A 19,784-nucleotide genomic window follows, 5' to 3' on the forward strand; every position below is an offset into this window, starting at 1 on the left:
ACTTATGTTACGAACAAAGAAAAGGACATTCCCATGACTACCAATCAATCATTACTTGAGCGCCGCAAAGCTGTTTTACCAACAGGACTTGGGGTTGCCTTTCCTATCTTTGCAGAAAGAGCAAAGAACTCAGAAATCTGGGACATCGAAGGCAAGCGTTATATCGACTTTGTCGGTGGTATCTCAGTATTGAACACCGGTCATAGCCATCCAAAAATCACCCAACGTGTCCATGAGCAGCTAGACAAATTTACGCACACTGCGGCGCAAATGATCAACTATGAATGCTATGTGGATTTGGCTGAAAAGCTATGCGAAAAAGCGCCTATCAGCGGCGATACCAAAGCGTTCTTTTTGACCACTGGCGCAGAAGCGGTTGAAAACTGCATCAAGATTGCTCGTGCTAAAACCCGTCGTCCAGGCGTGATTTCTTTTGTTGGTGGCTGGCATGGTCGTACCATGATGTGTATGAGCCTGACAGGCAAAGTGTTGCCATACAAAAAGAACTTTGGCCCGATGCCAGGACCTGTATTCCATGCGTTGTTCCCTGCAGAAGAGTTGAACGTAACAGAAGCGCAAGCGCTACACAGCCTTGACATGATTTTCCAAGCAGATATCGATCCTAGTGAAGTGGCTGCAATGATCATTGAGCCAGTCCAAGGCGAGGGTGGTTTCCATCAGGTAACGCCGTCATTTGCTAAAGCATTGCGTGAGATTTGTGATGAGCATGGCATCGTGCTTATTTTTGACGAAGTACAGTGTGGTTTCGCTAGAACCGGTACCTTGTTCGCTACTGAACAGCTAGGCGTTGAGCCTGATCTAATGACTGCTGCGAAGAGTTTGGCGGGTGGTTATCCTATCTCTGCGGTCATCGGTCGTGCTGACATTATGGATGCGCCGCAAGTAGGCGGCTTGGGCGGTACTTACTCTGGTAATCCACTTGCTTGTGTTGCGGCACTTGCTGTTATGGAAGTTATCGAAGAAGAAAACTTACTTGAGCGTAGTGTAGTGATTGGTGATACCATCGCCGCGTTCTTAAAAGGCTTGAACCTAAGCAGTATCGGTCATATCCGTTATAAGGGCGCGATGTTAGCGTTTGAATTGATTGATAGCGAAGGCAAGCCTGATGCCGCCGCAGCAGCCAATCTAAAAGCAAAATCATTTGAGCAAGGCTTGCTATTAGCGTCTTGTGGTATGTATGGCAATGCCATTCGTGTGATGGTGCCATTGACAGTTGAAGATGAAGTGCTACAAGAAGGCCTTGATATCATCAAAGGTATTCTAACGGCATAAGCAATACTGAGTGTTATTTACTTTAGCGATGGAGCGCTTTTAACCAAGTACAGCTAGTTCAAGTACCTATATTGGTTAAAAGATTGTATGAAAGATAACGGCAAGGTTGCCCTTATAACACTCGCTTTGAGTGAGTTTTTTAACGGCGCCTTGCAAGTCAAGACGCCGTTTTTGTTTTTGCTGTTTGAATACTATACCGATAGCAAAGTTAAACTTTGCGGCGACGCGACAGACACAACAAACATGATGGGTATGATCCCATGAAACAAAAATAGTGTAGCTGTAACAGGCTCACACGGATGAAACACAGACAAGGAGTAGGTTATGTCTGAATTAAAAAAGTCGCTAGGGGTGTTCGATATTATTGCACTGGCATTCGGTGCAATGGTTGGTTGGGGCTGGGTTGTACTGGCAGGTAGTTGGATCATCTCGGCAGGTATATGGGGCGCAATTAGCGCCTTTTTAATAGGCGGTCTGGTAGTCGTTTTGATTGGCGTGACGTATGCTGAACTTGCAGCTTCTATGCCAATTACTGGCGGTGAGCATACCTATACCCACCGTGCACTAGGGGTCAATGTTTCCTTTATTTGCTCATGGAGTATTTTATTCGGTTACTTCTCAGTCGTCGCATTCGAGGCAGTAGCGCTGCCCACCGTCGTCGAATATATTATTCCCAATTATAGCCAAGGGTATCTTTGGAATGTTGCTGGCTGGGATGTTTACGCCACTTGGGTAGGCGTCGGGATGCTAGGCTCAGTGATTGTTACTTGGCTGAACATACGCGGTATGGAAGTCAGTGCGTGGTTTCAAAAAACAGCAGTCGTCGGTATCTTTCTAGTAGGTATATTACTGTTCGTAGGTGCATTACTATTTAGTCCTGAAACTTCTAATACCGTACAAGCGCCTAACTTTATTGGTGGTATGGGTGGCATCATGACGGTGATGGTAATGGTACCGTTCTTATTCGTTGGCTTCGATGTCATTCCTCAAGCTGCAGAAGAAATCAATCTATCTCGTCCGAACATCGGTAAGTTTTTGATCGTCTCTATTATTATCGCCGTGCTGTGGTATGTAGCAGTCGCTTGGAGTGTAGGCAAGACTTTACCGCTATTACAAGCACAAGACTCAACGTTGGCTACTGCTGATGCGATGACCAATGCTTGGAATGGTAAATGGGCTGGTACCTTGCTAGTTATTGGCGGTGTGCTGGGTATTTTATCGAGCTGGAATGCGTTTCTTATTGGTGGTAGTCGTCTGCTATATGCTATGGGCAAAACGCACATGTTGCCACAGTTTTTGTGCAAGCTGCATCCGAAATATAATACGCCCGTCAATGCGATTTTATTGATCGGTGGTCTCGCGACACTTGCGCCATTATTTGGTCGCAAAATGCTGGTATGGATTGTAGATGCTGGTGGGTTCGGTATCGTTATTGCTTATACTTGTGTGGCTCTTTCATTCTTAGTGCTGCGTTACCGTGAGCCTGATATGGTACGTCCGTTTAGAGTACCAGCAGGTAAATTGGTTGGTATTATCACTATTATCTTAAGTCTTGGGATGTTGGCACTATATCTACCAGGTATGCCATCAGCACTGGTTGCTATTGAGTGGTGGATTTTCCTTGGTTGGATCGTACTTGGTGGGGTATTGTACGGTTATGCTACGATGAAGAATCCTGGTAAGAGCAAAGATATTATGGATCATGAGCTGCGTGAGCTAAAAACGGCTAACCAGCAATGGTTAAAAGACAATCCACATAAAAAGTAGACTTACTTTAATTACCTTTGCATAAAAAAGCCTAACGTCAAACGTTAGGCTTTTTTTATTTAACTAAGGTTTTAATCTATTAAGACTTATCACGAATCAGCTTATAGTTTAAGAACTCAGTGATACCAAGGGTGCCAAGCTCACGGCCAAAGCCTGAACGTTTAACACCGCCAAATGGCGTATTGGCCTCAGAGCCAGAAGGCGCATTGATAGTGACCATACCCACTTCTAGTTTGTCTGCAATTTCAGCAGCCAGTGCCGCATCTTGCGTTTGGATAGACGCACCCAAACCGAAAGGCACGTCGTTGGCAATCTTGATAGCATGGTCGATATCATTTGCTTTATAGACGACTGCTACAGGACCAAACAGCTCCTCACGATATACATCCATGGATTCAGTCACATCTGTCAGTACTGCAGGCTTAAACCAAGCGCCAGGCTTGTCTTTGTCCATGCCACCTTCTACTAATACTGTCGCACCTGCTTGGATAGCACTGTCTAGCTGCGCTTGCAAGTTGACCGCAGCAGCTTTTGATGACATTGGGCCAATAAACGTATCTTCTTTAAGCGGGTCGGCCAAAGTCATGTTACTGACCGCATTGGTAAAGCCTTCAACGAATTTATCATAGACTGATTCGATGACGATCAAACGCTTGGCTGCGTTACAGGCTTGTCCAGTATTCCCGAAACGACCAGAGATAGCGCCTTGTATCGCTTGCTCGATATCGGCATCGGCTGCGACGATAAAGGCATCTGAACCACCCAATTCTAAAACGACTTTTTTGAGTGCGCCGCCAGCTTCTTTCGCAACGGCTTGTCCAGCGCGTTCAGAACCCGTTAGCGAGACACCTTGTACGCGTGTGTCATTGATAATGGTCGCTGATTGCTCATTGGTTGCAAAGATATTGTTATAAACGCCTTCAGGTACGCCTGCATCTTTAAAGATATCGACGATAACTTCTGCGGTGTTTGGACACTGCGGTGCGTGTTTTAGAATAATTGTATTACCTGCCATAAAGTTTGGCGCGACAAAACGGGCTACTTGGTAATGTGGATAGTTCCACGGCATGATACCTAGTAGCGCGCCTACAGGGTGTTTTTCTACCGATGCTGATCCTGAGTCTACATCAATGGTGCTTGGCGCTAGTAGCTGCTCAGCGTTGTCTGCATAGTAGCGGTAGATATCAGCCACCAGACCGATCTCGCCTTTTGCTTGGGCAACAGGTTTGCCCATCTCATTTGCAACGATACGTGATAGCTCGTCTTGGCGCTCAAGATAGATATCAGCGATTTTATGCAGTAGTGCACTGCGCTCATTTAATGGCACTTTACGCCAATCTTGATAAGCAGTGTCTGCTTGGTCAATGACGTGTTGGATATCTTGTTCAGTGGCGGTAGGGTAAGTGGCTTCTATTTCGCCAGTGGCTGGGTTATTAACTTGATAATCACTCATATTATGTCCTTTATTTTAAAATATTATTGGGTTCAAAATCCATTTGGGTCTATATTTTTATGCGGGTGCATTAATCAGATGCATCTGATTAATACTTTTAGTTATTGCTTTTGATTGATGGTTCTGGTTGCTGCTGCGTAATACAGTGAATATTACCGCCACCAAAAACAATCTCTCTTGTTCGTACTCCCACTACCTGATGCTGAGGAAAGACTTTTTCAAGCTGCTCGATGGCAAGTGCATCATTTATATCATCATATTGGGGTACGATGACCGCATCATTACAAATCAAAAAATTGGCATATGAGGCGATACAAACATCACCCGTTAGGCGAGGTTTGGCGTCGTCAGACTGTACAATGTCATAATCATCAGGCAAGGTCACTGGCTGTTGGGTACAGCATAGCTTATGGACTGTTAGTCGTCTGCCTTTTGCATCAGTCATATTTGAGAGCTGCTCGTAGGCTTTTTGCGTTGCTTCATAGAATGGATTTTCAGGGTCATCCGTGAATAAGCAAACCACTTCACCAGGGCGCGCAAAACAAGCGATATCATCAATGTGCCCAGTGGTTTCATCGGGATCGATACCGTCATCAACCCAGAGCACTTTTTGGACATTGAGATAGGCTTTTAGCTTGTCCTCGATTTGCTGTTCGTTCAGATGTGGATTACGTCCCGGGCTTAGCAGACACATACGCGTGGTCAGAACCGTGCCTTCACCATCGACATGAAACGCGCCGCCTTCCATAACAAAGTCATCCGTTCGATAGCGCGGAATATTTAGCTGCTCACATAAGCGTTTTGCGAGTTTATCATCGTCATCCCATGGCGAGTAGAGGCCGTCATAGTCTCCGCCCCACGCATTGAATGTCCAATCACAGGCGCGTAACTCGCCTGCGTCATTGATTAAAAATGTCGGTACGGTATCACGCGCCCATGCATCGTTGCTAGGCATAGAGATAACGTCGATATCATCAGGTAAGCTATCGCGGCACTGCTGATAATCGTCAGGATTGACCAGTACGCCAACGTCACAAAACTTGTTAATTGCCAATGCAACATCAGCATAAGCTTTTTTGGCAGGGACAGCTTGTTGTCGCCAGTTATCAGCACGGTATGGCCAGACCATCCATACCTTTTGTATTGGCTCAAACTCTGCTGGCATATAAAAGCCATCTTGCTGCGGGGTTGAGTCTGTCAGTAATATAGACATAAAATCACCTTATCGTACACGAGCGACCATAAAAATAGTGAGAGTAAACTAAAGAGACGGATAGCAGGTTAACCGTGAGTTAGCAGCGTGCCATACATCGATGGACGACGGTCACGGAACACACCCCATTGCTGGCGATCGACAGCCAGTTGATCTAAATCAAAGGTGGTACTAATCACTTCGCTAGTATTTGCTGAGGCTTCTTTTATGATGTCGCCGCGGCCGTCGGTAATGAACGAGCTACCATAAAACTGCATCGTGCTGTCATTGCCATTTTGGCTGATGGTTTCAGTACCAATGCGATTGGCTGCAATAACTGGCATCAGGTTGGCGGCGGAATGGCCTTGCATACAGCGCTGCCAATGGCCTTTTGAGTCGATACCGAGTGTCGGCTCATCACCAATGGCAGTGGGGTAAAACAGCAACTCGGCACCCATCAATGCCATGCTACGAGAGCATTCAGGGAACCACTGATCCCAGCAGATACCGACACCAATCTTAGCGTATTTGGTTTGCCAAACCTTAAATCCCGTATCACCAGGGGTAAAGTAGAATTTTTCCGCATAAGGAATGCCATCTGGTATGTGCGTTTTGCGATAAGTACCCAGTATCTCGCCATCGGCATCGATCACAGTGATGCTATTAAAGAATGTATTGCCTGATTTTTCGTAAAAGCTAATCGGTAGTACCACTTCTAACTCTTTTGCCAGTTTTTTGAAGTGATTGATAGCTGCATTGTCTTCGACTGAAGTCGCCAGTTTAAAATAATCAAAGTCATGAACTTGGCAGAAGTAGGGTGTCTCAAACAGTTCTTGTAGCAAGATAATATTGGCACCATCGTTGGCCGCTTTTTTGACCAAGTCAGTCGCGGTTGCAATGTTTTGCTGGATGTCCCAGCCGCATGTCATTTGCGTGGTCGCCACAGTAACGTTTCGCATGATCTCAATCCTTTTATTGATAGATAAGTAATACTATATGTAGATGATGATTCGTATTTGCTAACGAACAATTTCTCATCATTCGTTAGTGTATAGCGACAATAGTTAAGCTCATATTGGTCAAGTTTTATAGGCTTAAGCCATCATATAGCCCAATCCTAAGAAGGTCACGACGGACAGTCCTGCACCTAACATCGCATACGGGAACTGGGTAAAGGCATGCTGCATGGGTGAGCAGCCAGCACCTTGCGCGGCAAGTAATGATGAATCACTAAAGAAACACGCATGACTACCGAATGATGAGGCTGATAACAATGCGCCAATCATAAGTGGTGTGCTCACGCCAAGGGCGAGCGATATTGGGAACACGATAGGCATCGCCAACACGTACAGACCCCAGCTTGATGAAGTGGCAAAGGTCAAGAATGCCATGACCGCAAAGATAACCGCAGGGAAGATAATAATGGTCATATAAGGCGTGATAGCTTCAATCACATACATGGTCATACCAAGCTCATCGTTGATTGCTTTTAAGAAAAAGCCACCAATAACGGTCGAGAGTGGATAGAGCATGACTTTAAAGCCTTTAAAGATGGCTTCAACTTGTGTCTCAAAGCTCAAGATACCTTGCATCCAGTAGACAACGACAGTCACAAAACAGGTCAATAGTGCTCCGCGTAACAGATCGATTTCAAAGTAAACGGTTGAGACAATCAATAGAATCATCGGAAAAGCAAAGTTAGCGATATTGGCTTTGAATGACAGCTTGCGCTTGGCTTTGACGTTTGAGATCAGTTGCTCTTCGACAAATGCTTCAGGAACAGGGTTACCAGCCTTGGCTCGTTTCTCTGCTTTTTTCATCGGTCCCCAATCACCCAATATGCCATAAGCAACCAAGAATACAATAAGTAAGGCAAACCAAGCATAGGCCATATAAGGAATAGCGCTGATATAAAGTCCAATGCCTTCGCCATCTGCTGCTACGCCATTTTCTTCTAGTAGACCTGCAAAGTAAACTGCCCAAGTAGAGATAGGCACGATGATACACATAGGGGCGGCGGTCGAATCGACGATATAGGCGAGCTTTTCACGAGAGACGTTATAGACGTCAGTGAGTTTTTTAACAGAGGTAGATACGGCAAGACAGTTCAAATAATCATCGATAAAGACCACAACACCCAAAGCAAATGTGGCCAACAATGACTGACGACGCGACTTGATGATTTTCTGTAGCCATTCACTAAAACCATCTAGGCAGCCACTGATTTCAAGGAGCTGAATTAACCCGCCCATCAGACCACAGACGAGGACAATCCAAATAATAGTCTCGTTGCCCAAGACCATCGACATATTGTCTGCAAAGGGCGAAACCAAATCAAAGGGGTTGAGCATCACAAGGCCAGCGACGCAGCCTGCAATCATAGATTCAAACGGTCGCCTAGAGACGATGGCGGTGACTAATACTAATAATGTGGGTAATAAAGATAAAGCACCCCAAGATTCATCTGGTCCACGGCTCATGGATAGCCAAGCAAAGGCCAGATAGATGACGACGGCTACTATTACGGTGAGAAAGACTCGCTTGTTATGATAGTGCCCTTCGACAGCATCATTGAGTTTCATGTTCATACTTGCGCTCCCTGTAGAACCTCATTTTTTAAAACAAACTCTATTCGGTGGTTGATGCTCGACAGCCAGTAGCGAATCAACTTTCTATCGAGCGTCCTATCACAGCAATCCATTACTGTGATAGGTCAAGGCAACAGTAGTTTTTATGATAAAAGCGTTGTCTATGTCGACCGCTTTTATGCAAGGGTGGTCATGTATTTACATGCCGGTGGTGTCTTTTAGTGCATACCACCATGAGCCCATGACCGAGTAAGGAACGCGTAGAGCCCTGCCACCTGGGAACGGAATCCAAGGAATCTGTGCAAAGGTGTCAAATTCTTTGGTTTTGCCATTGATGGCATCAGCCAAGATTTGCCCGAACAGATGAGAGCCTGTTACACCGTGACCACTATAGCCGTGGGCGAAATATACGCGTTCATGTAGCTTGCCCATTTGCGGTACACGAGAGAAAGACAGAGCAAAGTTACCACTCCACGCGTAGTCGATTTTCACATCGCGCAGCTCTGGGAAAATCTTATTCATATTGGGTCTGATTTTGGCAGTGATATCAGCAGGATCTTGACCGCCGTAAACCGTACCGCCGCCAAACAACATGCGTTTGTCTGCTGAGAGACGATAGTAATCAAGAATGTAGCGCACATCTTCGACACAGACATCAGTAGGGAGCAGTTGATCGGCCAAATCGCCCAATGGCTCGGTCGCGATAATCTGCGTCGATACTGGCATCACGCGATCAGTCAGCTTAGGAATGACTTTATTGAGATAAGCGTTACCGCATAGAACGGCTTGCTTACAAGTCACCGTGCCAAACTCAGTAATGACTTTGATAGAATCGTCAGCGTACTCAATATCTACCACTAAGGTGTTTTCATAAATCGTGCCGCCATTTTTTTCGATAGCCGCTGCTTCACCTAATGCAAGGTTTAATGGGTGGAAATGTCCACCTGAATGGTCGATGACGCCGCCCACATAAGCATCTGACTTGATATGCTCTTGAATGCCATTTTTGTCTAGCATCTCTCGGTCGTGCATACCGTGGCTTTCCCACAGTGCATGCGTTTCTTGCAAATCTTTTAGCTGTCCGTTATTCAATGCTGCAAAGATGTTTTTTTCTTTCAGATCGCAGCTGATATCGTAGTCGCTGACAAACCGGCGAATAATTTTGCCACCGCGAGTCACTAATTGACCGACGAAATCTGCGCTTTGCTGACCATAAGATTTTTTGATTTTTTGCAGGCTGGCATTTAGACCGTTGACGATTTGACCACCGTTACGACCTGATGCGCCCCAACCAATCTGTGCGCCTTCAAGCACAACGACTTCATGATCTGTTTCGATAAGGTGTAGGGCAGTCGATAGGCCGCTATAACCGCCACCGACCACGCAGATTTCTACCTGAATATCGTTTTTAAGCGTTGGTCTGTCAGGCTTATGGTTGCGACTGGCTGCATAATAGCTATCAGGGTATTGACCCTTATCCGAGTAATGCGGGATATTGCGCGTGTTGTTAGAAGGTGGGTTTTGGTTCGTTGCCATATTGCTACTTTGGTTGCTATTTGGGCTGCTATTTGACATATCAAACATCCTGTAAATAGGTGAGGTATTCAAGGTTGGTCACTTGCTGAGCAAAGCGTTTGGCCTCTTGCTTTTTGACCGCAATCAATAGCTCAATCATCTCGCTTGGAAATAGTGAATCAACCACATCGCTGCTCTCAAATTGACGAATGGCTGAGAGCCAGTCCAACGGTAAGGTTTTTAGTTCTGCTGCATCATAAGTAATGCTGTTAATCGGCTCAGGTGCTTCAAGCTTGTTTTCGATACCATACAGCATACCCGCCAATACTGCGCTACAAACTAGATAAGGGTTGGCATCTGCGCCAGACACCCGATGTTCGATACGGCGTGCTTTGGTGTCACCGCCGGGGATACGTACAGCTGCGGTGCGGTTTTCATAACCCCATGACACGTTGTTTGGGGCCAATGTACCGGGGGTAAAGCGGCGGTAAGAGTTGACATGCGGTGCAAACAATAAGGTGCAATCTGACATGGTCTTAAGCAGGCCAGCCACTGCATGACGCAACATATCTGAGCCTTCATCTGATCCATCATCGAATACATTATTGCCATCTTTATCTAATAAGCTGCAATGCACATGAAAGCCATTGCCAGACTGTAGGCCGAAAGGTTTTGCCATAAAGGTCGCGGTAAGCTTGCGACGAGCTGCCACGGCTTTGACCACTTGTTTAAACAAAATCGCATCGTCAGCAGCTTTTAATGGATCATCGACGTGTAATAAATTGATTTCAAACTGACCACAACCATTTTCAGCCAGTGCCGCATCCACAGGGATATCGAGCTTTTCACACTGCGCGTAGACTTCGTCTAAAAATTCATCGAATTGTAATAGGTCATTGATACTTAAGATGGATGTTTTATTTAGTCTTAGACCGCTCTTGGGGCGGATAGGTGGCTTGGGTGTCTCTCCCTCGGTATAGTCAACCAAATAAAACTCTAGCTCCGTTGCCATCACTGGCGTCAGTCCCAGTGCTTTGAACTTTTTGCTAATGTGGTCCAAAACGTGGCGGGCATCACCGTAGTAAGGCTCATTGTCTTCGGTATATAGCCAAATCGGTAGTAGCGATGAAGGGGCGCTGGTATTGAGAAGCGGATAAGCAGCACGACCAGTTGGACGGGCAATGGCATCGATATCACCATTGCACTGCGAAGACTCGATGACATCAGCGCCCCATATATCGACACCTAAGATTGACAGAGGTAATCGGATTGCACCGTTTTCTGCTTTTTCCATTTGATCAAAAGGGATGCGCTTACCACGAAGTAAGCCATTGATATCTCCTGCGGCAACATAGACGTACTCTGTGCTGTTTGCAGATTTGACCATTCCATTGGTTGTCATCATGTCTGTTCTTCCTATGAATTTGTAGAATTACTGGGTTTGTTACTGCTACTACGTTTTGGCTGTGGTGTCTAAATTCTCTGCTAGTGGCATTTATAACGAACACTTAATAAATAAGTATTTGATAAATGACGGGTTGAATATGAGGTATTTGTACCACTGCTAAATTTTTATCAATGATATTAGTGACTTATAGGCTGTGCTCTTAGGCGTTTTTATTCAGTCTAAAAGTTAAATTCTGTTGGTTATCATTGCTGCTGACTTTTAATATATGGATGAAAACTATAATTGTCAATTTTTATTTAAAATTATCTTAAAATAACTCGAATTCGGGTTTTTAGTATAAATATCGATATTAATGAAGTTTATAGTTTACATTTTACGAGGCGTTGTGTTAAATTTTAGCTAAATAAGGGATTAGACAACATAGACAGCCTAGGTCTAGTTGTTATAACGAGGGAAGATGATATGAAAAATTCCAGACCTATTATTGCTATTGTGTCTTGTCATAAGATGGTTGACGGACAGCCAGCACAGGCGGTATATCAAAAATACATCGATGCAGTAAACTTTTATGGTGGCAATCCTATATTGCTGCCAAATACAGCTGCCGATAGCGAAAACTTCGACGCCCTGCTCGAAATAGCAGATGGAATTTTATTGACTGGTAGTTATAGCAACGTCGCTCCAAATCGATATGGCGCGACGCATACCGAAGCCAAACAAGATCTAGGCCGTGATGAGCTGAGCTTCAAGTTATTGGCTTATGCGGACAAAAAAAACATTCCGCTGTTTGCAGTGTGTCGAGGTTTGCAAGAGATGAATGTTCATTTTGGTGGCACGCTATATCCTGATTGGCGTGATATCGATGGGTTTTATGAGCAGCATTTAGAGGACAATACCCAGCCGCTTGAGGTGCAATATCAGCCCATACATGACGTCATCATTCAACCTCAAGGAAGGCTGGCAGCATTTGGTGAAAAGTGGCACGTCAACTCATTGCACAAACAAGCCATCAATAAAGTAGGCGAGCGTTTATTCGTCGAAGCGTTAGCGCCTGACGGTCTGGTGGAGGCTATCAGCTTGTTACAACATCCATTTATGATTGGTGTACAATGGCATCCTGAGTTAAATTATGCGCAAGATAGCTTGTCCAAATTTCTATTCACGGAATTTATTCACCATGCCAGAGAACCAAAAACCGAATAGCACGACTAAAAGTAAGGCAGAAACTGCTGTCACTGATAGTGATAACATTGAGAACGATGTTGATAGTGTCGATGACAAAGATGTAGCTGATGTTGATATTGAAATAGATGATATCGATGATGAACTGAATGCTTCTGAAGCAGATGAATCGTTGAAAGAAGACATTGGTAAAAAGATTAACCAGCTGCGTCTAGCAAAAGGTTACTCGCAACGTAAATTGGCAAAACTGTCAGGATTGACGAACACGTCTATCAGCTCGATTGAGCGCAATAAGGTCAGTCCAGCGGTCAATACGTTAAAGGCGATTTTGACAGTATTGGGTTCTGATCTGACTACGTTTTTTAGTGACGAGTGGAAAGAGCCAAAGGCTAGAGTGATTGTAACGCCAAAGGATCTACTAGAGCTTAATGAACCCAATAGCAAAGTATCGCTAAAGCAGGTCTATAACTGCAGCAGGACAAGAAACTTAGGGTTCTTGATCGAGACCTATCAGCCAAATAGCTCAACAGAAGAAAAAATCGCTCACGAAGGGGAGGAGATTGGCACGGTCATCGAGGGTAAAATTATTATACGTATCGAAGACAGTACCTATTTGTTAAATCAAGGTGATAGCTATGTGATTGATACCATTCAGCCGCATACTTTTATTAATCCTACCGATAGCATCACCCGTATCGTAAGCGCCCATACACCAACCACATACTAAACCTAAGCTAAATTTCGTCAGTTTTAATATTGCCCAGTTATAATTGAACAAAAAAGGCTACTTCTATTTTAGAAGTAGCCTTTTTTTGATTATAAAATTATCTATCGAATAGAAACGCTTGGTTTATAGCTGTTGATTGTCTTCTGCTGTTTCTGTCGTATCTACCGTATCGACATTATCTGCTGTTTTAGATTTTTCTTTGGTTAGCTTTATTTTTGGATTTTTAGCAACAGGTTCGATATTTTTTACAGCGACATTTAGGGCAGGTTTAGACGCTTTCTTTAGACTGCGTTTGATGCGTCGAACTGCGATAGCATCTGCTTCTGCTTGTTCTTCTGCAAGCGCCGTATCATGTAAACCTTGATATACCTCAAGCGTCTTTTCAATCATTTCACGCATGGTGAATTTGTTGGTCATTTCAGGGCGCGTCACACTCTCTAGCTGATTTCTAACCGCTTTACAAAGCGCATTGGCATTGTACTTCTTTACCAGTCCTTGCGGGTAGAGCGGTTGTAAAATCTCGCTAAAGGCGGCTTGATCCCAGCCAATGACCGGCGTACCTAGATGTATGGCTTGTAGAGCATTGATACCGATTGACTCGGGTTCATTGGCAAGTGCCATGACAATATTGGCCGCCGATAGCCATTCTCGCATATCATTACGCTTGCTGCCCACATAGGTAATGCGCTCTGCCAGTCCTAAGCTGTTGGTACGTTGACGAAAATCCTCATGAGCGACATCGCCGTCTTTATAGTCTTCATCCATAATAATGACATGAATATTTGGGAATTGCTCTTGCAGGTTACCCAAAATATCTATTAGCCACTCTTGCCCGTACTCATTACCGATGACGGTTGGGAATACGAGCCATTTTTTGTGCTCAAGCTCAGGGTATTCAGCAAAGGTATGACGTAACCAATAAACCGAAGGATTATGACGATAAGGGTAGCGCCGAGTATCGATACCGCGATAGATACGCGTGATGACTTTAGGATCTACGTCTTCGATGCGCAGTCCTTTTTTTAAGTATTGGGTGACACTATCAGATACGGTGATTATCGTATCAACATTGAGTAGAGCCTGAGAGTACTTATTAATAGGATAAAACCCATACATGGTCGAGACCAGTTTGGGAAAACGTCTGACGCGAGCGCGGCGCAGTGCCAAATGCAATATCCATGCAGGGGTACGCGAGTGTACATGGATGACATCGGGTTCATACTTTTCTATCAAATGCCGTAGTGCAGAGACTTGCAATAGCGATAGCCAAGACTTTTTATTCACATGTAGCTGATGGTATATATTGCCATCACGTTTGAGACGTCTGACCAAGTCATTGTCTTCATCGGCACTAGAGACAATGATAGAGGTATGCTCATTTTTGACCAATGCCCGTCCAAGATGAAAAATGCCGCGCTCGGATTCATCATGCTTTAGAGACGACAGTAAGCGCATAACTTTCATAATAGCGTTGGTCACCGGTTAGTAATATCAATTTGCTATTGTCAGTTAAAAGCGATTAAAACTCAACCATCAAGATAAAAAGATGAGGTCAGATAGGCGGTTTTTAGACTATATAAGCGTAAGGCGTGGATTAATAAACACCAAAAGCCGTTAGCGTCGTTTTTGTAAATGTTCAGCATTGAGCAGTACTTGTTTTTCACTCAAGTATTTCCAGTAGCGCTGCGGGAGATATTGCTTATGCAGCTTAGGGTTTTTGCGCTCTTTGATATTGACGTTGGTAAAGTAACCTTGCCAAAATTTTTGATAGCGCTGCTCATCAGGACTATGGATGCTGGCAGGGTTACGCAGTACCGCATCATCAAGATCAGTGATGGTTTGCAGCTTTGCTGGACGTGATGGTGTGCTATTACTTTTATCATAATAGATGCCATAGCCTCGCGTTAGATCATAGATCGCCCAGTGCTGATCCTGATAGCGCTGCCGAAAGTGCTCTCCGATTAATGGTAATACGTTAAAATCAGGCTCTACACGTGCAAAATAAATATCATCAGTCGTATGCTCAAAACGTACAAACGCCTCCATGCGATGTTTTTCGCGCCCAACAGATTTGACTGTTTGGACTAATTCGAGAACATTTAAATTACCCAAATCCTGCATGATTTGACGATTGGGATAGTCGATGGCGTATTTGACCACGCGGAACAATGTCGTACCGATATCGTCTTTCTCTGATAAAAAACCCCACAAGATATTTCGCATGCCTGAGCGACCCAGTAATGTATTTAATTTAACCAACACGCGCTCGGCTTTATCCTCATCGGTTGCCACGTTAGTCGCCTGAGCGATGAGTGATGGCACATAGCAATCTTGAGCGGTTAGCTTCAGTGACATATCGTTTTGTAGACGATTGGCATAGACATAAAACACAGCACTCAGCCAACCTTCAAAGCTAGGCTCATACAGTACAATGCTAGGCGTCAATTGACCGACAGCGTAAGAGTCGTTTTGCATAAGTGCTGACATGTTTTATCCTACATTTCTATCATAAATACAGTAGCGTGATAGCAGGTTTTTTAACACATGCTATCTAGAGCCATTTTAAAATAAAGCCAACTGCCCAGTACGTTGATCGTTAAATTTGGTCTGCGTTTGAGCCAATACATACTGACGGAAATTATCGCGCGTTAAATGAGCAAGGTGTTCGTTTTTGCCAGTAGTCGCGATGAAGTATTTAGCACGGTTGACCGCAGCGCCCATCTTTTTTAGATGGTATAGCGTTAATTGATTGAACTTACGTGCTTTGACGATTTTTTTGGCAGTCTTTGTACCGATACCTGGGATACGCACGATCATCTCATAAGTCGCTGTCTGGATATTGACTGGGAAATGCTCACGATGGCGTATTGCCCAAGCCAGTTTTGGATCGCAGTCCAAATCTAAAAATGGCGACTCCGGCTCCACAATCTCATGCGCACCAAAACCATAAAAGCGCATTAACCAATCTGCTTGATACAGACGATTCTCCCGCACCATGGGCACAGGCGTTCCAATCGCAGGCAAACGATTGTCAAAGAGCATAGGTACATAACCCGAGTAATAGACCCGTTTGAGATCATACGTTTTGTAAAAGTGACTCGACAGCTGAATCACCTGCAAGTCAGTCTCGTTACTCGCACCAACGATCATTTGGCTGGTCTGACCTGCTGGCGTGAACTTAGGCGCTTTTTTATGAGTCTTACGGCTTTCACGAATAGTAATGATTTCTTCTTTTACCGTCTCCATTGGTGCTTTTAATTGGTCATGCGATTTTTCTGGCGCGAGCAACGCCAACCCTGATTTGGTTGGAATCTCGATATTGACGCTCAAACGATCCGCATATAATCCTGCTTCTAGCAGCAGTTCTTTTGAGGCGCCGGGTATGGTCTTTAGATGGATATAGCCATTGAACCGCTCGCGGGTACGCAGTAGTTTAGCGACTTCGACCAGTCGCTCCATTGTATAATCGCCACTTTTAAAGATACCAGAGCTAAGAAATAACCCTTCAATATAGTTACGGCGATAAAACTGCATGGTCAAGTCAACCACTTCTTCGACACTGAACGCGGCGCGCGGCGTGTCATTGCTTTTACGTGAAGTGCAATAAGCACAGTCGTAAATGCAGTGATTGGTCAAAAGAATCTTTAGCAGACTGACGCAGCGACCATCTTCGGTATAGCTGTGACAGATCCCCGTTGCTGAGGCATCGCCTAGTCCGCCGCCTTGGTTTTTGCGAGTACCAGCGGAGGATGAGCAAGAGACATCATACTTGGCAGCATCGGCCAAGATATTGAGTTTGCCCTGTAATCTTTCATAATTGATGTTTGCCATAAGTCGCGTTTTACCAATTAATTATTGAGAGACTATCTTACCAAAATTATCGCTAAGTCATTGTATTTATAGGTGAAGTTAGAATGATATGCGACAACGGTTGTCGTCACAAAAATCTGGACTTTTGGATATGGTTTGAATTTACATAAAGATTTTTTCAGCTAATAATCCAATAACCAATCCGCCAATAATACCTGCAATACCGAGTAGTAGGAGAGGAATGGCTAATATCGTGAATACCTGTGCTTGGCTTTTTTGAATCTCAATCGAGTAGTGGTTTAAGTCAATACCTACTAACGGTAGGGCTGCTCCTATCATTGCTTGAAATCTTGAGGTACTTGAACCTGGTACTAGCTTTAATTCGTAGTGACCCGCTTCCGCCTTAAAAGTAAAAAGCTCCATTCTTCCAATATTAAAATTGTTTGAGCGTGGAGACACCATTGAGCGATTAAGCTTGATTTCTTTGTCAGTAGCGGTATTGAGAATATGTGGTTTAAAATAGGTCAGCGGCGTTTTTTTGAAGAGAGGGCCCTTGTGCCAGATTGCATAAATGCCTGATTTTGAGACAGTGAAACTACCTGCATTATCGTTATATGGTAGCGTCAATAATATGATGCCATTAAATGCATTGCTAAACAGTTTTATTGCTTTAAAAATAATAAATATGCCAATAAGAACAAGGATGAATAGAAATATTCTAATGGACAGGATGCTCATTATTCATCTTCCTTAGTGATATAGAGCTTAATAATAACGTGTTACAGCCAATACAACTACAAGGCTCATTTTTCAGATTAACAAACGCTTATTTATATCATAATAAGTTAGCTATTTTCCAAAAAAAGGTCTTGCTGACTAGATAGCTAGTCCACAAAACCTTTTACATATTCAGATAGCTGTCAAATAATAATGCGCGACAGTTTAATGTTTATTGAACCTTGGCACGTATGACCACGGTTTTGGCCGCATTGGCATCAAAGTTCACCAAGTTCCATTTCAGACCAGAGTAGTTTTCTTGGACAACCACCGTATTGCCAACCTGCTGAATGGTTTGATAGCTGTCTCCGCCAGTGGTAGCAAGCGTCGGTAGAGGACTATTCAACGAGACTAACTGGACGCCACTTGGTAATGAGATCATGGCGTTGATGTCATTAACCGGCTGTGCTGTGGTGTTGGTGTACGTGGTGTGATACTCGATCACATCGCCTGGGGCAATATGATTGGCAGGAACGGCAACTTCACGTCCATCAGCATTTTTTAGAATTTTCATGACTTTTGTGTTGGCATTGACCACGCCAGGCGTACTAAAGGTAGGGGTCAGTTGCAACGTATCCAAAGTTGTCGTTGTGGTCGTTACTTGATTGGTCACTGGCTGCTGCATAATCACTGGCGGGGTGACATTGGTTGCGACAGGTAGTACTTGCGTCACGCTGCTAGCAGGCGTGGTAATCACATCTACTTTAGTGACTTTATTGGTAATAGAGTTAGTCACTGGTACGCTAGTAACGGTCGTCATACCTTGGACAACAGGAGACTGACGCACGACATAGCGTGGCACAGTGGTCACCTGAGTTACCGCGTACGGCATGCCGTCTTGCATGGTGATACCGTTTGGCGTCGCAGTAATCGTAGCAGTTTTGCCATCAGAGTATTGCTCGACCACCGTGGTGCTACCGCTCGCAGATGAGCTAATAGCAATCTCAGGAGCAGCATTGGCCGATGATGCAGCCAATACGATACTTGCTAGCAATGCAGACATAGCTGCATTTTTTGCCATAGTCGTTTCAGCAGTTGTTGCTTGAAAACCATCGTTCGTAATCATAAAAGACTCCTCAAAAATAATAGTAAGTAATACAACAATAGATAATGCCTAGATAAACAAAACCCCCGCTAAATGACACCAAAAAATATGCCAAATAACGAGGGTAGTAGTGCTGATATTAGCCTATGTATGCGATCAGACCATCATTATTTTTAGTAAGAGCGCAGCAGTGCTAACTTGTATAAAAGCTATTCAATCTTAACTATTTCTTATTGAATAGACTTAGTACCAAAGCTGTTGTGTACTCAAACTCAAATAATTATGCGCCAAAACAAATCATGGATAAAAGCAGCATTGTGTAACCGAAATGGTATAAATGCTATTTATGTGTAGTACGGCTTTCATCTATGGAATTGCATAACTAAGTCGCTAGTCACAATCATTGTCATAAAAACTATTATCTAAAAGTCATTTCTCGAACTGTCTATCTTTGAGAACATCAAAATTCTAGATTAGAACGCAGTGTAGTTATTAGTCGTATATAACTTTCATGACTTCATATTCAACCACGCCCTTTGGCGTTTCGATGCGCACTTCGTCACCTTCGAACTTACCAATCAGACCACGAGCGATTGGTGAGTTGACTGAGATTTTACCAGCTTTAAAGTCAGCTTCATCATCGCCGACGATTTTGTATTGTTTTTCTTCTTCGGTGTCCATGTTTTCGATTACGACGCTGACACCAAACACGATACGGCCTTCTTTTGGCAGTGTCGAAGGATCGATGACTTGAGCGCCACCGAGTTTGGCTTCGATATCACGAATACGTGCTTCACAAAAACCTTGTTGCTCGCGGGCAGCATGGTATTCAGCATTTTCTTTCAAATCGCCGTGTTCGCGTGCTTCAGCAATCGATGCTGTGATGCGTGGACGGTCGACACTTTTTAGCTGTTTTAATTCGGCTTCTAGAGCCGCGTGTCCTTGCGGAGTCATTGGGTAACGTTGCATGTTTTTTCCTTAAACCAATAACACCACACCACCTCATAATGAGATGGTGTCAGTGTTG

The 19,784-nt window shown here is 44.2% G+C and carries 17 protein-coding genes; 5 read left to right on the plus strand and 12 right to left on the minus strand.

The genetic code is table 11. From position 1 onward, the window contains the following. Positions 1 to 33: 33 nt before the first annotated feature. The 3 genes from gabT to Q0788_RS00990 all read left to right on the plus strand — a co-directional run bounded on the left by gabT (position 34) and on the right by Q0788_RS00990 (position 3,060). Positions 34 to 1,293 (plus strand): 4-aminobutyrate--2-oxoglutarate transaminase, encoded by a 1,260-nt coding sequence (gabT, locus tag Q0788_RS00980; protein WP_298807270.1) that lies wholly within the window; start codon positions 34 to 36, stop codon positions 1,291 to 1,293. An 87-nt stretch (positions 1,294 to 1,380) separates the two neighbouring features. Next, the gene (locus Q0788_RS00985) at positions 1,381 to 1,557 is read left to right on the plus strand and encodes a hypothetical protein (RefSeq protein WP_179799233.1); all 177 of its coding nucleotides are present in this window, start codon (positions 1,381 to 1,383) and stop codon (positions 1,555 to 1,557) included. A gap of 60 nt (positions 1,558 to 1,617) precedes the next feature. Next, the gene (locus tag Q0788_RS00990) at positions 1,618 to 3,060 is read left to right on the plus strand and encodes an APC family permease (RefSeq protein WP_298807272.1); all 1,443 of its coding nucleotides are present in this window, start codon (positions 1,618 to 1,620) and stop codon (positions 3,058 to 3,060) included. Between the two features lie 79 nt (positions 3,061 to 3,139). Here Q0788_RS00990 and Q0788_RS00995 read toward each other — a convergent pair whose 3' ends face one another. The 6 genes from Q0788_RS00995 to Q0788_RS01020 all read right to left on the minus strand — a co-directional run bounded on the left by Q0788_RS00995 (position 3,140) and on the right by Q0788_RS01020 (position 11,213). After that, on the minus strand, positions 3,140 to 4,513 hold the full coding sequence (locus Q0788_RS00995; protein ID WP_298807274.1) for an NAD-dependent succinate-semialdehyde dehydrogenase: 1,374 nt from the start codon (positions 4,511 to 4,513) through the stop codon (positions 3,140 to 3,142). 97 nt (positions 4,514 to 4,610) lie between these two features. Continuing rightward, complete coding sequence (gene aguA, locus Q0788_RS01000) at positions 4,611 to 5,726, minus strand: agmatine deiminase (protein WP_298807275.1); 1,116 nt, start codon at positions 5,724 to 5,726, stop codon at positions 4,611 to 4,613. A 68-nt stretch (positions 5,727 to 5,794) separates the two neighbouring features. Further along, complete coding sequence (gene aguB / locus Q0788_RS01005) at positions 5,795 to 6,667, minus strand: N-carbamoylputrescine amidase (protein WP_298807665.1); 873 nt, start codon at positions 6,665 to 6,667, stop codon at positions 5,795 to 5,797. Positions 6,668 to 6,799: 132 nt separating this feature from the next. Next, positions 6,800 to 8,293, minus strand: coding sequence for a Na+/H+ antiporter NhaC family protein (locus tag Q0788_RS01010; RefSeq protein ID WP_101205679.1), 1,494 nt, complete (start codon positions 8,291 to 8,293; stop codon positions 6,800 to 6,802). A 198-nt stretch (positions 8,294 to 8,491) separates the two neighbouring features. Further along, positions 8,492 to 9,868 (minus strand): FAD-binding oxidoreductase, encoded by a 1,377-nt coding sequence (locus Q0788_RS01015; protein WP_298807277.1) that lies wholly within the window; start codon positions 9,866 to 9,868, stop codon positions 8,492 to 8,494. Between the two features lies 1 nt (position 9,869). Next, entirely contained in the window at positions 9,870 to 11,213 is a 1,344-nt protein-coding gene (locus Q0788_RS01020) for a glutamine synthetase family protein (protein WP_298807278.1), read from the minus strand. Between the two features lie 465 nt (positions 11,214 to 11,678). Here Q0788_RS01020 and Q0788_RS01025 point away from each other — a divergent pair, with 465 nt between their 5' ends. Beyond that, positions 11,679 to 12,419: a gamma-glutamyl-gamma-aminobutyrate hydrolase family protein gene (locus Q0788_RS01025; RefSeq protein WP_298807279.1), complete on the plus strand. Its 741-nt coding sequence runs from the start codon at positions 11,679 to 11,681 to the stop codon at positions 12,417 to 12,419. Beyond that, positions 12,394 to 13,125: a cupin domain-containing protein gene (locus Q0788_RS01030; RefSeq protein ID WP_298807281.1), complete on the plus strand. Its 732-nt coding sequence runs from the start codon at positions 12,394 to 12,396 to the stop codon at positions 13,123 to 13,125. The genes Q0788_RS01025 and Q0788_RS01030 overlap by 26 nt, the downstream gene beginning before the upstream one ends. A gap of 123 nt (positions 13,126 to 13,248) precedes the next feature. Here Q0788_RS01030 and Q0788_RS01035 read toward each other — a convergent pair whose 3' ends face one another. From Q0788_RS01035 to greA, 6 genes are all read right to left on the minus strand, one after another. Then, positions 13,249 to 14,589, minus strand: a complete 1,341-nt coding sequence (locus Q0788_RS01035) for a glycosyltransferase family 4 protein (protein ID WP_298807283.1) — start codon at positions 14,587 to 14,589, stop codon at positions 13,249 to 13,251. 150 nt (positions 14,590 to 14,739) lie between these two features. Then, positions 14,740 to 15,612 carry a TIGR03915 family putative DNA repair protein gene (locus tag Q0788_RS01040; protein ID WP_298807285.1) on the minus strand — a complete coding sequence of 291 codons (873 nt, stop codon included), beginning with the start codon at positions 15,610 to 15,612 and terminating at the stop codon, positions 14,740 to 14,742. Positions 15,613 to 15,687: 75 nt separating this feature from the next. Next, positions 15,688 to 16,956, minus strand: a complete 1,269-nt coding sequence (locus tag Q0788_RS01045) for a putative DNA modification/repair radical SAM protein (RefSeq protein ID WP_298807287.1) — start codon at positions 16,954 to 16,956, stop codon at positions 15,688 to 15,690. 141 nt (positions 16,957 to 17,097) lie between these two features. After that, the gene (locus tag Q0788_RS01050; protein WP_298807289.1) at positions 17,098 to 17,673 is read right to left on the minus strand and encodes a hypothetical protein; all 576 of its coding nucleotides are present in this window, start codon (positions 17,671 to 17,673) and stop codon (positions 17,098 to 17,100) included. A gap of 211 nt (positions 17,674 to 17,884) precedes the next feature. Then, the gene (locus tag Q0788_RS01055) at positions 17,885 to 18,778 is read right to left on the minus strand and encodes a hypothetical protein (RefSeq protein WP_298807291.1); all 894 of its coding nucleotides are present in this window, start codon (positions 18,776 to 18,778) and stop codon (positions 17,885 to 17,887) included. A gap of 471 nt (positions 18,779 to 19,249) precedes the next feature. After that, positions 19,250 to 19,726, minus strand: a complete 477-nt coding sequence (gene greA, locus Q0788_RS01060; RefSeq protein WP_057760725.1) for a transcription elongation factor GreA — start codon at positions 19,724 to 19,726, stop codon at positions 19,250 to 19,252. Between the last annotated feature and the right edge of the window lie 58 nt (positions 19,727 to 19,784).

Source organism: uncultured Psychrobacter sp., assembly GCF_947500265.1.
GTDB lineage: Bacteria > Pseudomonadota > Gammaproteobacteria > Pseudomonadales > Moraxellaceae > Psychrobacter.